Source organism: Micromonospora sp. NPDC093277, assembly GCF_044765245.1.
GTDB lineage: Bacteria > Actinomycetota > Actinomycetes > Mycobacteriales > Micromonosporaceae > Micromonospora.
The window spans coordinates 130,255-144,707 of the sequence record NZ_JBIWJO010000009.1 but is presented as its reverse complement, the minus strand read 5'-3'; the positions used below and the strand labels follow the sequence as shown (position 1 = coordinate 144,707).

Below are 14,453 nucleotides of genomic sequence, written 5' to 3'. Positions count from 1 at the left end.
CGGCGTGCGCCTGCTCAGCCGACAGCGCAGGTGGCTGTCGGCATCGTGCTGTTGCCGTTCTTGTAGAGGGTGATGCCGAAGTTGTTGCCGTTGCCGTTGGGCCTGGCCGTCAGGGTCCCGGTGGTGCCGGTAACCGTGGCGTTCCACTGGTTCTGCAGGCTCTGGCTGCCGTTCAGCCGGATGGTGACGACCCAGTTGTTGGTGCCGCCGACCGACAGGTTCACGTTGAACCGGTCCGTCCACGAGGTGCCCGGGCTGAGCGTTACGGTGCACCCACCCGGCGGCGGGGTGGTGGGCGGAGTCGTGGTCGGCGGGGTCGTGGTGGGCGGCGGGGTGGTCGACCCGCCACCGGTCAGGTTCGGCGTGGTCCAGCTGCGCCACTGCGACAGGTTGCCGGCCTTGCTGCTGGCGATCCGGAAGGTGCTGGTGGTGCTGCCACCACCCTTCAGGAACTTCTGCAGGTACGCCTGCATCGGCGCCTTCCACTCGTTGCGCACCGCGCAGTGGGTGGTGTTCGTGACGTCCGACCAGTACGAGATGTTGTCGGTCACGCCGAGCGCCCGGTAGATCTCGGCACCGGCCAGGGCGGCGACACTGCCCGACCGGGTGGCCAGCCAGTCGACGCCGGGGTTTTCCATGATGAACAGACCGCGCGGCGCGATCATGCCGATGATCTGGTGGGTGTCGATGGGCAGGTTGTTCGGGTTGCCGGTGAAGGAGCTGAACGCGTCGCCGAGCCAGGGCTGCTCGCTGTAGGCGCTGGAGAGCGGCTGCGCGCCCGACTCGCCGGCGATGCCGCGGAAGATCGGCACACCGCCGCTACCGGACTCGATCGGCATGGTCAGGGCGATGCGCTGGTCGAAGGCGCCGATGGCGAAGGTGCCCTTGCCGTAACGGGAGCAGCCGGTGACGCCGATGGAACTGGGCCTGATGATGCTGCCGCCGGACTGCTCGACGACGTCGATGATGCGGCTGACGCCCCACGCCCAGGCGGCCAGGATGCCGGTGCTGCTGGTGTTGCCGTAGATGGTGTAAAAGGCGCCCTGCTTGTTGTTACGCGCCGTGCCCTCCTTGCCGACGGCGAGCGGGTCGTAGTTGATGATCGCTACGCCGGCGCCGAGGATGGTGGAGGTGTCCGCGCCGAGCCCGCCCACGACGACGACGGCCGGGAAGGGTCCGCTGCCGCTGGGCAGTTGGACGCTCGCCGAGAAGCTCGCGTTCTTGCCGTTGTGGCTGACGTTGACCGTGATGTTGCTGTTGGAGACCGTGCCGGTGACGCTCGTCGGCTTTGCCGGCTTGCTGCCGTAGACATACTGCTCGGCCAGCTTCTTGATCTCCGCTCGACGGCACCGCCAGTCGGAAGTGGTGGTGATGCGTGTGCCGTTGATCCTGGTGAAGGGGTCGGGCAGCTGCGAGTTCGAGGTCAGTGTGGCCGAGCCGACCTGGCAGTCGGCACCATCGTCCTCGACGGCGGCGAGGGCGGGCCGGACGGTCGCCACGATCGCGACGAGTCCCGCGACGAGGGACAGCGCGGCCAGGATGGCGATCCTCGCTTGCATCTTCAGGCGTCCTAAGGTGACGGCCACAAGGGCTCCTTCCCGGGAACGGCGGTGGGGAAACGACCGTGATGGATGCACACGGAAGTCCTAAAAGCCTCACGCCGTTCACTGAAGCGTGTCAATGGGTTACCCGCCTGAAACACTTTCGGGCGACGGGCGGCCGACACCGGAGGAGCCCCACCGGCGGAGCGGGTCAGGAGGTGGGGTGCACCAGTTCGACCAGGATGCGGGCACGACCGCGCCGGCGGCGTCGAGTGCGACGCGTTCGTTGCCGGCCTGCTCATAGCCCAGCAGCGGTATCAGTGTCGCTCCATCCGAAACGCCCCACATGCCGTGGGCGGCAAAGAACCCGGGGACGGGCACGCCGACCACAGAGCTCATTGAGCGATACGATGGGCGGTGGTGTTGGTTCGCCGGGCCCAGAACGGGCGCGGCGTCGTAAGAGGGAACCCGGTGTGAATCCGGGACTGCCCCGCAGCGGTGAGTGGGAACGACCGCCGTCATCAAGCACTGGACCGTGAGGTCTGGGAAGCGACGGCCAGTAGGCGACCATGCTGGTCACGCCCGCGAGTCCGAAGACCTGCCCGCACCGCGCACACCGCCCGGTGTGCGCCGCCGACGGTCTCTCGGGACGACCGGGCGGAGCCGGCATGTCGCCGTCCCCTCCCTCCCGGTCGTCGTGGGAGTCCTCGGGCACCCTCGAGGGAAGGAATCTGATGACTATCCCGTTCGGTCAGAGCACCGTGCTCGGCTATCCACGGATCGGCGGCAACCGTGAACTCAAGAATGCCGTCGAGGCCTACTGGGCGGGCCGGATCGACGCCGCCGAGTTGGCGACTGTCGCCGCTCAACTGCGGGCCCAGGTCTGGCAGACCCTACGCGACGCCCGCCTGGACGCCATCCCGTCCAACACGTTCTCCTACTACGACCACATGCTCGACACCGCGGTGGCCGTCGGCGCCGTCCCGCAGCGTTTCGCCCGGCTCGGCCTGGCCGACCTGGACACCTATTTCGCCATGGCTCGAGGCGTCGATGCCGAGCCGCCGCTGGAACTGACGAAGTGGTTCGACACGAACTACCACTACCTGGTCCCCGAGATCGGCCGCGGCACCCCCTTCGCGGCGAACACCGTCAAGGCACTGCAGGAATACCGTGAGGCCCGCGAGCTGGGCATCGAGAGCCGGCCGGTGCTGGTCGGGCCCGCCACCTTCCTGCTGTTGGCGAAGCCCTCCGCGCCCGGCGAACAACCTTCGACCGGTTGCCGGACCTGGTCGAGGTGTACGCCGACATCCTGCGGGCCCTCGCCGACAGCGGCGTGCGGTGGGTGCAGTTGGACGAGCCCGCCTACGTGGCCGACCGCAGCGGCGCCGAGATCGACGCGCTGCGCGAGGCGTACACCCGGCTGTGCGCGACCGATCGGCGGCCGGCGATCTTCGTCGCCACCTACTTCGGAGAGCTCGGCGACGCACTGCCCGCCCTGCTGGACACGCCGATCGAGGCCCTCGGCCTGGACCTCGTGGCCGGTCGGGACAACCTGCAACAGCTCGCCGCTGCGGGTCATCTGCGCGGCAAGACCATCGTGGCCGGGCTCGTGGACGGCCGCAACGTCTGGCGTACCGACCCGCGCGCGGCGGTGGCGGCCGGCGCCGCGGTCACCGGACTCGCCGACCAGGTCGCGGTCTCCACGTCGTGTTCGCTGCTGCACGTGCCGGTGGACCTCTCCGCCGAGACCGCGCTCGACCCCGAGTTGCGCCGTCGGCTGGCCTTCGCGCGGCAGAAGGTGGATGAGGTCGTCCTGCTCGGCCGCGCCCTGCGCGACGGCACCACGTCCCTGCCCGAGCCGGTTCCTCCCGCCCCCGCAGCCTGGCGCGACGACACCGTCCGGGGTCGGCTCGCCGCGCTGCGCCCGGTGGACCGGCAGCGTGGCGCCTATTCGCGGCGCGCGGCGGCTCAGCAGGCCCGGCTGGGCCTGCCGCCGCTGCCGACCACGACCATCGGCTCGTTCCCGCAGACCGGCGAGCTGCGCCGGGCGCGTGCCGAGCACCGGGCCGGCCGGCTCGACGATGCCGGCTACACGCAGCGGATGCGCGCCGAGGTCGAGCAGGTCATCCGCCTTCAGGAGCGGCTCGGGCTGGACGTGCTCGTGCACGGTGAGCCGGAACGCAACGACATGGTCCAGTACTTCGGTGAGCAACTGGCCGGCTTCGCCGCCACCGAGCACGGGTGGGTGCAGTCCTACGGCTCTCGCTGCGTCCGTCCGCCGATCATCCACGGCGACGTGGCCCGCAAGGCGCCCATGACGCTCGCCTGGTCCACCTATGCGCAGTCGCTGACCGAGCGCCCGGTCAAGGGCATGCTCACCGGCCCGGTGACGATCCTGGCGTGGTCGTTCGTCCGGGCCGACCAGCCGTTGGGTGACACCGCCGATCAGGTCGCGCTGGCCCTGCGCGACGAGTGCCGGGACCTGGAGGCGGCCGGCATCCGGGTCATTCAGGTCGACGAACCGGCGCTGCGCGAGACGCTGCCGCTACGCCGGGCCGACCAGAAGGCATACCTGGACTGGGCGGTCGGCGCGTTCCGCCTGGCCACCTGCGGTGTCGCCGACGGCACACAGATCCACACCCACCTGTGCTACTCCGAGTTCGGGGAGGTCATCACCGCCATCGACGCCCTCGACGCCGACGTCACCAGCATCGAGGCGTCGCGCTCGAAGATGGAGGTCCTCGACGACCTCGCCGCGGTGGGATACCGGCGCGGGGTCGGACCCGGGGTGTGGGACATCCACTCACCTCGGGTGCCGTCGCGTGACGAGATCGTCGACGCGCTGCGCCGGGCGGTGGCGGTGGTACCCGCGCAACGGCTGTGGGTGAATCCCGACTGCGGCCTCAAGACCCGCGGCTATGCCGAGGTCGAGGCCTCCCTCACACATCTGGTCGCCGCCGCGGTCGAGCTGCGCGACAGCTGACCCGCAGGGCTGGGCGGGACGCCGCGTCGTCCTGCCCAGCCCCCGCGTCGAAGCGTGCGGTCAGGTCCGACCAGTTGACCGGGCATTGCGGCAGCGGCGCCAGCACTCGCGCATCCGATGCCGGCGCCCTCGCCGGGCCGGAGTGCCGGATGGGACGGGAGGTGGTCAGCGAGCCTGCGGCGCTGATCCAGACAGCCGCCGGGTCAGGCGGCGCACTTACCGCAGGTGCCGAAGATCTCCAGGGTGTGACCGACGTCGGTAAATCCGTGCTGGCTCGCGACCTGGTCGGCCCACCGTTCCACGGCCGGTCCGGCAACCTCGACCGCACGCCCGCACTCCCGGCACACCAGGTGATGGTGGTGCTGGCTCTGGCTGCACCGCCGGTACAGACTCTCCCCGCCCGGCAGCCGCGTCGAGTCGATCTCGCCGCTGTCCACCAGCATCTGCAGTGTCCGGTAGACGGTGGTCAGGCCGACTCGCGCCTTGCGGTCGACAAGCATCTGGTGCAACTGCTGCGCGCTGTGGAAGCCCTCCAGCTCGCGCAGGAGCGCCAACACCTCGGCGCGCTGCCGGGTGTTACGCGTAGCGCTGGTCGAAGCCTGGGTCACCGTCTGCCGTCTCCACTCGTCCCGGCGCCTACTCGGCGTCCGCTTCCGCGCCCTCCCGCCCCGCCGCGGGACAGGTGACATCCGAACCCATTATGCATTGCGCATATGTTCACACCCGCGTAAGCGGCCTTGGCCACGGACACGGTCACGACGCCTCGCCCGGCACGGGGATTCCGCACGGCCCACTCCAGGCCGGCGCGGCGTCGCCGCGTCGCCGTTTGGTTCGCACCGACCACCTTCACCCCCTGTCGCGGGCGCGCTCCGGCCGGCGATCCGGAGAGTTGCCAACGTTGCCAACATCGATGCCGTCCCACCCAGCGCAAACCGCTAGATGAAAACGGGAACCATTATGTTTATAGTCCTTGGCGGAAGGAGGCGTCGCCGACAACGGCCGACGGCCCGCCTCGACCACCGGCGGTAACGCGCCGACCACATCACTACGCGAACGGACCGACTACCCGACATGCGTCTGCCCATCGCCATCGCCACCGTCGTACTGGGCATGGCCCCACAACCGGCCATACCCTCACCGATTCCCACGCCGACGAACCACGGTGCGCCTCCATCCGCACCTGCCCCGGTGACGTGGGGCGTGGCACCGTCGAGCCCGAGGGGGCCCAACGGGCGGGCGGTGTTCGCGTACAAGCTCGACCCCGGGGCAACGTTGACCGATTACGTCGCCGTCACCAACCACTCCGCGCATCCGGTCACCCTGAACGTCTACGCCAGCGACGCTGTCACCACCTCGCAGGGTGGCTTCGACCTGCTGCCGGCGACGCAGCAGCCGGTCGACGTGGGTTCGTGGGTCAGCCTCACCGCCCGGACGGTGACCATCCCGGCGACATCCCGGGTGGAGGTGCCGTTCACCGTCACCGTGCCGGCCAACGCCACCCCAGGGGATCACGTCGGCGGTGTCGTGGCGTCTCTCGCCACCACGACGACCGACGCGCAGGGCAACCGGGTGGCGATCGACCACAGGGTCGGCACCCGCGTCTACCTGCGGGTCACCGGCGAACTTCGGCCGGCGCTGGCCCTGGAGGACGTACGGATCCGGCACCGGGGATCGGTCAACCCGTTCGGCGGCGGTGAGGTCACGGCCACAGCCACCGTGCGCAACACCGGAAACGTCCGGCTCGCCGGCCGGCCGGCAGCCGACGTCGCCGGGCCGCTCGGCCTGGGTGCCGGAACCGTCTCCGGCGTGGCCCTGCCCGAGATCCTGCCCGGAAACGCGGTGCGGACCACGGTACGACTCTCCGCGGTGCCGCCGCTGTTCCGGCTGGCCGTCACCACCACGGTCACGCCCACACCCGTCGACGGACAACTCCTCGACCCGTACCCGGGCGCCACGTCCCGCCGAATGAGCGTCTGGGCCGTCCCGTGGTCGCAACTGCTGCTGGCGGTCCTGGTCGCCGGTGCCGTCCGGGCGTTCGTGGCGATCCGTCGTCGTCGACGGCGGCGGGCGGCCCGGAACCTGGAGCAGGCTGTCGCCGCCGCTCGTGAGCAGGGTCGAGCCGAGGTGGCGACGACAGCGGTGGGTGCGACGGCAGAGACCCAGCGCGTCACGACGGTCGGCGCCGGAACCGGGCAGAGCCCCGACGCCGCGCCGGCAGCTTCCGCGACAGCACCCGAGGCCGAGGCGTGACGACCATGGCCCGTGCCGCCCGGATGACCGCGGCTTCGAAGGATGACGAATCCAGGTAGGGGGAATGATGAGAACAGCACGTATGCGTGCTGGTGCGGCCGGCTTCGCGGTGGCGGTGCTGGCGTTGACCACCGGTGCCGCACCGGCCGGCGCCGCCGCCGTGCCGATCGAAGCCGCCGGGGCGGACCTGGTGTCCCTGTCGGTTGCCGACAACGCGCTGTCGCTGCGGGTCCGCGACGCCGCGCAGGTGGCACGGCAGGCGGTCGGGCACGACCCGGCCGACGTGACGCTGGGCCCGGACGGTGGCGTGGCGGTACGCGTGCCGCCGAACCCGTCGTTCTCGTTTCTCGGCGACCCGGGCAAGGCGATCTGGTCACTCACGCCCGGGGACAGCGGTCTACCCACGATCGACACCAGCGGAGTCAGGCGCGGCGCGGTCCGGGGGGACGCGGTGACGCTGTCGTTGAAGGCGGCGGAGGGTCCGGGGACCTTCACCGCCTACACCGTGTCCGGTCTGGGCACACCCAGACGTCTGCTCGGCGAAGCCGAACGGGAGGTCGCACTGCCGGCCGCGGCCCGTACGCCGGTGGTGTGGGCATTCGACACGGCCGGGGACTACCGCCTGACCCTCGTCGCGTCGGCGACCCTGCCGGCCGGCCGTACCATCACCGCCGAGGCGACCTACCGGGTGACGGTGCCGTCCATCCAGCCGGGGCCGGCGGCGCCCCTGGCCGCCCCGGCCACGCCGGTCGAGGCGCCGGCGTCTCGGTCACCCGGCACCACGGTCCGGGGCATCGCGCCGGCCACGTCACTGGCCGCGCCCGCCTCCCCGCCGGCAGCGGCCGCGAGCGCGGCCGAGGCCAGGTCGGCAGCGGGCGGTTCCCGGCGGGTGATCTCCGATGGGCACGTCGACATGGGGCCGCAACTGTCCGGCGCCGACTGGGCGATCCGCGTCCGGGACGACACGGTCACCCCACCGGTGTGGCGGGACATCGCCGATGTGGTCCTGCAGGTCAAGGACAACGCCAAGACCACTGTGCCGGCCGGGGCGGACTTCCTCGGCAAGCCGGGAGAGGCGGTCTGGTTGCTGCCGCAGGCGCAGCGGGCCGGGATCGTCTGGCCGGGCTGGAACACCCAGCACGAGTCGGTCGTCACCGGCACGCGGGGCAACGTGACCTGGACCCTGGCCGGCGTCGACGGTCCAGGACGCTTCACGCTCTTCCTGACCGGATCGTTCGGCAAAGCCGATGTCCTGTTCGACTCGGCCAAGAGCCTGCCGCAGCGGCTGGCCATCCCACCGAACACCCACGCCCACGGCAACTGGGCCTTCAGCAGGCCCGGCCTGTACCGGCTGGCGGTGACGATGAGCGCCACCACCACCACCGGTCGGACGGCCACCGACAGCAGGACACTGACCTTCGCCGTGGGCGACGGCACCAACCCGAACCCCGGCTTCAGCGGTGGATCCGGAACCGGCGGCGACGGCGGGACCGGCGACGGCGATCCGGGCGGCAGCGGCCGGTTGCCGCGTACCGGAGAGTCCTGGGTCGTTCCGGTCTCCGCCGGCGGGTTCCTGCTCGTGCTGATCGGAGCGCTGCTGCGGCTCGCCGGCCGTCGCCGCGGCCCGGCGGTGGCTCCCGCCGGACCCACCCATCAGGAATATGGGAGATGAGGACGCAGATGTCCCCCGTCGGTGCCGGCGCTCCCCGCGCCTGTCCGCGACGGGCCGGCCCGTGGCGACTCGTTCTCGTGTTCACGCTGCTCGTCGGGGTGCTGGCCGGTTGCCGCACCGAGGTCGCCTTGACCGCGCACGACCAGCGGGTCCAGATCATCACGACCACGGGGATCCTGCGGGACCTGGCGACCCGGGTCGGTGGCGATCGGGTACGGGTCAGCTCGCTGGTACCGGACGGCGCCGATCCGCACAGCTACGAGCCGTCGCTGCGGGACGTCCGCAACGTGGTGTACGCCGACGTCGCGTTCAGCAACTACCTGCTGTTGGAGGAGCAGGCCGTCATCAAGGCACTGGACGCAAACCTGCGCGCCGGAGTGCCCAACATCTCGCTGGCCGAGGGAGCGGTGAAGTACGCGGCGGAAATCATTCCGCTGGTCGAGGACGCGTCGCTGGACACCATCTGGCTGGGCATGCGGGTGCGCGGCACCGGAGCGGCACACGGCGCGACCCGCTCCTCCGACGTGCTGCTCGCCGCCACCGCCGCGCACGGGCCGGGTGACCTGGTCGCCTACCTCACGGAGTCGTTCGGCAACCCGTCGTTCTATGTCGACTCCACCGACGGCTTCGACCCCGCAAACGGTTACCGCGACGACACGGCCCGCCTGCCACCGGACGCGCACACCCACATGAGCTGGGCGTTCACCAAGCCGGGAATCTACCGGCTGACCATCCGGGCACAGCTCGCGCTCACCCCCCAGGCGTCGCCCGTCCCGCTCGGCGAACAGACGTTCACCTTCGCGGTCGGGGTGGATCCGTACTCGGCGCCGCGCATGTCGGGCGCGACGGTGCTGAACTCCGGGCACGCCGACCTCACCGCGGACATCGACGAGGGACGGCTGTACCTGTTCGCCGATCCGGCGGGCGGCGGCGAGGCCGACCAGCAGGTGTACGACCCGGCCCGCACGGTGATCGAGGTGCCGAGCAAGGCGCTGCGGGAGGTGCCCGGTGACCGCCGGTTCCGGTTCCTCGGCCGACCCGGCGCGCGGGTGTACCAGTTGCCGCAGGCCGTACTCGGCAAGCACGTGCACGGGGAGATCGACCCGCACCTGTGGCAGAACGTCCGCAACGCCGTCGCGTACGTGGAACTGATCCGGGACACGCTGGTCGGGGTGGACCCGTCGGGTGCGGCGACGTACCGGGCCAACGCCGCCGCCTACGTCGCCGAACTCGAGCGCCTGGACCGCTACGTCCGGGACCTGGTCGCCCGGATCCCGCCGTCGCGGCGGCACCTGGTCACCACCCACGACGCGTTCGGCTATCTCGGTCAGGCGTACGGGATCCAGATCTCCGGCTTCGTCACCCCGAACCCGGCCACCGAGCCCAGCCTGGCCGACCGGCGCCGGCTCACCGAGACCATCCGCAACCTCGACATTCCCGCCGTGTTCCTGGAACCGAACCTGGCGGCCCGCTCCGCGACCCTGAGTGAGGTGGCCCGGGAGGAGCGGCTGCGGGTCTGCCCGATCTACGGCGACACCTTCGACGAGCACGTCACCACCTACGTGGACATGATGCGGTTCAACGCCGAATCGCTGCACGACTGCCTGGCCACGCCACAGTGAGGGAGGAATCAGTGACGGCAGGACGGGCGCGACGCGCCAGGGCGACCACGACCATCGGGCGATGCACGGTTGCGGCGCTGGTCGTGCTGCTCGCGGCAGGATCCCCGGCGCTGGCCGGGGATCCGTCGCCGGGCCTGAGCCAGACGATCGCGGCCGACCAGCCGGTGGCCACCGGCCGAGCGACGCTCGCCACCGGACACGTGGACATCGGCCCTCGGTACATCGGCGACCAGTGGACTCTCCTGATCCATGACGGCACCCGGGACCAGCCGGTGTGGCGCAGCCCGGACGACACCGTGCTACGGGTCTCCGACGCCGCGCTTCAGGAGGTTCCCGACGATCCCGCGTACGCGTTCCTGGGCGTCGGCGCGGGCAGGCGGGTCCATGTGGTGCCACAGGTGCAGAACCAGGACGTGGTCTGGATCGGCTGGAACACGCAGGATCCCCGGGTGATGCAGGCCATCGACCGCGGCGCCACCCTGAGCCTGCTCAGGGTACGGGGACCCGGCACGCTGACCACGTTCGTGCAGTCGGGCAACTTCGCCGCGCCGCAGGTGCTGTGGCGCTCCGCCGAGCCGGCGGCCCAACCGTTCTGGGTCGAGGTCAACACCCACACCCACGCCAACTGGGTCTTCTCCGTCCCCGGCGTCTACCTGGTCACCGTGCAGGTGTCCGCCGACCTGATCAGCGGCGAGAAGGTCTCCGCGACCCGGACGCTACGCTTCGCGGTCGGCGACGCGACCAGCACCGACGAGGCCTTCGCGGCCGCCGTGGACCGCAACCACCCGCCGGCTGGCGAGGCGGCGGCCGGTGGGTCCCCCGCTGCCGCCGGCTCAGCGGGTGACGCCCCGCGGCTGCGACTGGTCGTCGTGCTGGCGGGTGCCGCGCTCCTGCTCGCCGTCGCCCTGGTCCTGGTCCTGCTGCGCGGGCGCGGCGCGAAGCGCCGGGCCGAACGGGAACGCGGCAACCCGTCGTCCGGGGGCCGGCTGTGAGAGCGCTGGACATCGAACACCTGGCCGTGGACCTCGGCGGCCGGCCGGTACTGCGCGACGTGCGGCTGCACCTCGACTGCGGGGAACTGGTAGGGCTGCTCGGCCCCAACGGAGCCGGGAAGACCACCCTGCTGCGGGCCATCCTGGCGCTGGTACGTACCAGGAGCGGCCGAGTTCTGGTGGAGGGCAAACCATCCCGGCCCGGACGCTCGACGATCGGGTACGTCCCGCAGCGCCACGAGTTCACCTGGGACTTCCCGATATCGGTGGAGCAGGTCGTGCTTAGCGGCCGGACCGGTCGCCTCGGGCTGCTCCGCCGTCCCGGCGTGGCCGACTGGCGGGCGGTCGGCGATGCACTCGACCGGGTCCAACTGTCCGCGCTGCGCGGCCGGCCCGTCGCCGAACTCTCCGGCGGGCAACGTCAACGCGTCCTGGTCGCGCGCGCCCTCGCGCTGGCACCGGGCATCCTGCTGCTCGACGAACCGTTCACCGGGCTGGACATGCCCACTCAGGAGTTGCTGGGCGACCTGTTCGCCAGCCTCGCCCAGGAAGGCCGCGCGGTGCTGATGACCACCCACGACCTGGTCGCGGCGATGGCATCCTGCACCCGGCTGGTCCTGCTCAACGGCCGGGTCATCGCCGACGGGCGCCCAGAAGAGCTCCAGGACGTCGAGGTGTGGATGCGCACCTTCGGGGTCAGCGAGACCTCCCCGCTCCTCAAACTCGTAAAGGCCGGCTAGTGTCCATCGCCGATTTCCTCACCGACCTGTTCAACCCCGACCTCGCGTTCCTGCCCAAGGCACTGGCCGTCGCGGTCATGTCCAGCATCGTCTGCGGGGTGGTCGGCTGCTACGTCGTCCTGCGCGGCATGGCCTTCATCGGCGACGCCGTCGCGCACGCCGTCTTCCCCGGCCTCGCCGTCGCCTTCGTCCTGCAGGGCAGCCTGGTGCTCGGCGGCGCCGTCGCCGGCGTGGCGACCGCCCTGCTGATCGCCGTCTTCGCGCAGAACCGGCGGGTCAAGGAGGACTCGCTGATCGGTGTCTTCCTGGTCGCCGCGTTCGCCCTCGGCATCGTGATCATCTCGCAGGCGCCCGGATACGCCGGTTCGCTGCAACAGTTCCTGTTCGGCTCGATCACCGGCATCCCGGACCGGGACCTCTACCTGGTCGGAGGAGCCGGGCTGGTCGTCCTCGGCCTGGTGTTCGCGCTGCACAAGGAGTTCGTCGCGGTCTGCCTGGACCGGGAGATGGCCCGCTCGATGGGCCTGCCCGTCTTCTGGCTCGACATCGTGCTCTACACCCTGGTGACCCTGGCCGTTGTGATCTCCCTGCAGACCATCGGCAACGTCCTCGTCCTCGCTCTGCTGATCACCCCCGCCGCGGCGGCTCGCCTGCTCACCGACCGGCTGGGCGTGATGATGCTGCTCGCCCCGGTGATCGGCGGCACGTCCGCGATCGTCGGGCTGTACCTGTCGTGGAGCTACGACACACCCGTCGGCGGCACCATCGTCCTGGTCGCCACCGCCGTCTTCCTCACCGCCTGGCTGTTCGCCCCACGACACGGACTGCTCACCAGACGCTGGCGACGCGCCCGAGCGGACCAACGGCCCGACGATACGGGGCCGAAACCCCGGTCTGCCGCAGCCGGCGCACAGGAGGCGTCGCCGGCCGTTCGATAGGACGAAGGGTCAGGTCGTCCGAGTGCCCGCCACGCGTCCCGGCTGAACAGGTCGATGAACTCACCGAACCCCGCGTACGGGTCGTCAGTCATGCGGTTCGCTCTCCGCGGTGGACGGAAGGTTCGGGGCACGCGGCTGATGGCCCTGGGTTCGGCACCAGGGACGCCGGACGGCGTCTCGGCAGCCGTGGCAAAGAAGGCCACGGCTGCCGAGACGGATTCCTCAGATGGCGGTCAGGGTCAGCGTCGCGACATACTGCCCCGGAACCGTTTCAGTGGGCAACTCCAGGGTCAGTCCGGCGCCGAGCCGGGCGGTGCCCCGTCCGTCGCCGGGCGGCGCGGAGCCGAGCACGCTGCTCGCGGCGAGGCCGTTCCCGGCCGAGAAGCCGGATGCGACCGCGGCACCCGCGGCGACACCCTGGCCGTCGGCCTGGCCCAGTACGCGGGGCGTCCAGCCGAGATACTTCCCGCTGACCCGAAGGTCTCCCGCGGTGAAGTCACTCAGCTGCCCGGCGACGTTCCAGCCGGGCTCGCCCGGCCGGGTGTCCGTCACGGTCACCGGGCGCAGGTCCCCGGCGCTCTGCCACCGGTCACCTGCGACGGACATCGTCGCCGCGGGCAGGTTCACCGTACGGTCCTTGGGGTCCACGCTGAGGACCAACGCCCCCTGCGCCTCGTCGATGGTGACCTTGATCGTCTGCGACGATCCCGGAACGTCGGCGTCCTCGACGTTCACCGTCACCGGGGCGCTCTCGGCCACCGGCACCTCACCGTCCCGGTAGAGGCGGACGAGATACTGGCAGTTGTCCAACTTCACCGTGGCGGTGAACGAGTACGTCGCCGACACCTCGCTCGGTATCGCCGCGTACCCCGTCGCCCCCGGGCACTTGCTGAACCAGCGGTACCGGTCCAGGTCCGTGGCCGGAGTCTGTACGGCGGTCAGCGTCACCGCCGCACCCGGAGCGTATGCCGGCTGCTGGCCCTGAATCGACAGCTTGACCTGCGGCTCCGGATCCGGCCGGTCGCCCACCACGAAGTGGTAGGCCACCGGCCCGGTCGACACCGCGACGCCACTGGACAGCGCGGCGTCGGCCCGGAAGGTCAACGTGTAGCTGCCCAGCGCGCTGAAGACCCAGTTGGCGTGGGCGTGCGTGCCGATGGGCACGTCGAGCGCGTCGGGCAGGCCGTCGTCGCTGCGGAACTTGACCAGCGGCTGACCGACCGGGTCGGTCATGAACACCGACACTCGGCCCGGCCCGACCACGTCGACCAGGCTCAGGCGAACCTTGTCGCCCTGGAACAGCCCGGATTGCAGCGTGGTCGTGTTCCAGCCTGGCCACAACAGGCTCGGATCCTGCGTCATCGGCAGGAGCCAGACCGTCGAGCCCGCGGGGCCGAGGAAGGCGTACTCCGGTAGGTCCGGCACCTCGACCGCGGCCTGCGGCAGGACCTGGAAGGTCACGTCCTGCGGATCGCGGGTGACCGATGGCCGCACGGTGTCGTCGTGCACCTTCAGGGCCAGCCGACCGTCCTCGTAGTGGACGTCGACCGCGTCGGTGTGGCCGCTGGACAGCACGACACGCTCCTGCGCCTGCGCCGGCGTGGCGGTGATCGCCACCAGGCCGCCGATGCACATGACGGCCGCGCCGGCTACGGCGGTGAGACGTCCCAAGCTTCTCGTCTTCATCTCCCCCTACATCTTTCGAAAATGAAACC

At 70.9% G+C, this 14,453-nt stretch carries 10 protein-coding genes, 1 pseudogene and 1 riboswitch; of the genes and pseudogenes, 8 read left to right on the top strand and 3 right to left on the bottom strand.

Features of this window, described 5'->3' with window-relative positions; translation table 11 throughout:
- Positions 1-14: 14 nt before the first annotated feature.
- Complete coding sequence (locus ACIRG9_RS21030) at positions 15-1,559, bottom strand: cellulose-binding protein (protein ID WP_402858260.1); 1,545 nt, start codon at positions 1,557-1,559, stop codon at positions 15-17.
- A 389-nt stretch (positions 1,560-1,948) separates the two neighbouring features.
- A riboswitch (cobalamin riboswitch) is annotated at positions 1,949-2,162 on the top strand.
- A 47-nt stretch (positions 2,163-2,209) separates the two neighbouring features.
- On the opposite strand from ACIRG9_RS21030, the pseudogene ACIRG9_RS21025 reads away from it, so the two are divergent.
- Positions 2,210-2,734: pseudogene (locus ACIRG9_RS21025) on the top strand (hypothetical protein); the annotation flags it as partial.
- An 83-nt stretch (positions 2,735-2,817) separates the two neighbouring features.
- On the top strand, positions 2,818-4,524 hold the full coding sequence (gene metE, locus ACIRG9_RS21020; protein ID WP_402858257.1) for a 5-methyltetrahydropteroyltriglutamate--homocysteine S-methyltransferase: 1,707 nt from the start codon (positions 2,818-2,820) through the stop codon (positions 4,522-4,524).
- A 203-nt stretch (positions 4,525-4,727) separates the two neighbouring features.
- On the opposite strand, the gene ACIRG9_RS21015 is transcribed toward metE, so the two are convergent.
- On the bottom strand, positions 4,728-5,132 hold the full coding sequence (locus ACIRG9_RS21015) for a Fur family transcriptional regulator (protein ID WP_402858254.1): 405 nt from the start codon (positions 5,130-5,132) through the stop codon (positions 4,728-4,730).
- A gap of 463 nt (positions 5,133-5,595) precedes the next feature.
- Between ACIRG9_RS21015 and ACIRG9_RS21010 the strand changes: the two genes are divergently transcribed.
- The 6 genes from ACIRG9_RS21010 to ACIRG9_RS20985 all read left to right on the top strand — a co-directional run bounded on the left by ACIRG9_RS21010 (position 5,596) and on the right by ACIRG9_RS20985 (position 12,738).
- Complete coding sequence (locus ACIRG9_RS21010) at positions 5,596-6,774, top strand: WxL protein peptidoglycan domain-containing protein (protein ID WP_402858251.1); 1,179 nt, start codon at positions 5,596-5,598, stop codon at positions 6,772-6,774.
- Between the two features lie 82 nt (positions 6,775-6,856).
- Positions 6,857-8,446 (top strand): TIGR03773 family transporter-associated surface protein, encoded by a 1,590-nt coding sequence (locus tag ACIRG9_RS21005; protein ID WP_402858248.1) that lies wholly within the window; start codon positions 6,857-6,859, stop codon positions 8,444-8,446.
- Positions 8,443-10,068 (top strand): anchored repeat ABC transporter, substrate-binding protein, encoded by a 1,626-nt coding sequence (locus ACIRG9_RS21000; protein ID WP_402858245.1) that lies wholly within the window; start codon positions 8,443-8,445, stop codon positions 10,066-10,068. The genes ACIRG9_RS21005 and ACIRG9_RS21000 overlap by 4 nt, the downstream gene beginning before the upstream one ends.
- A gap of 11 nt (positions 10,069-10,079) precedes the next feature.
- Entirely contained in the window at positions 10,080-11,060 is a 981-nt protein-coding gene (locus tag ACIRG9_RS20995; RefSeq protein WP_402858242.1) for a choice-of-anchor M domain-containing protein, read from the top strand.
- Positions 11,061-11,086: 26 nt separating this feature from the next.
- The gene (locus ACIRG9_RS20990) at positions 11,087-11,800 is read left to right on the top strand and encodes an anchored repeat-type ABC transporter ATP-binding subunit (RefSeq protein ID WP_402858778.1); all 714 of its coding nucleotides are present in this window, start codon (positions 11,087-11,089) and stop codon (positions 11,798-11,800) included.
- Complete coding sequence (locus ACIRG9_RS20985; RefSeq protein ID WP_402858239.1) at positions 11,800-12,738, top strand: anchored repeat-type ABC transporter permease subunit; 939 nt, start codon at positions 11,800-11,802, stop codon at positions 12,736-12,738. Before ACIRG9_RS20990 ends, ACIRG9_RS20985 begins: the two co-directional genes overlap by 1 nt.
- 222 nt (positions 12,739-12,960) lie before the next feature.
- On the opposite strand, the gene ACIRG9_RS20980 is transcribed toward ACIRG9_RS20985, so the two are convergent.
- Complete coding sequence (locus tag ACIRG9_RS20980) at positions 12,961-14,424, bottom strand: choice-of-anchor M domain-containing protein (protein ID WP_402858236.1); 1,464 nt, start codon at positions 14,422-14,424, stop codon at positions 12,961-12,963.
- Positions 14,425-14,453 lie beyond the last annotated feature (29 nt).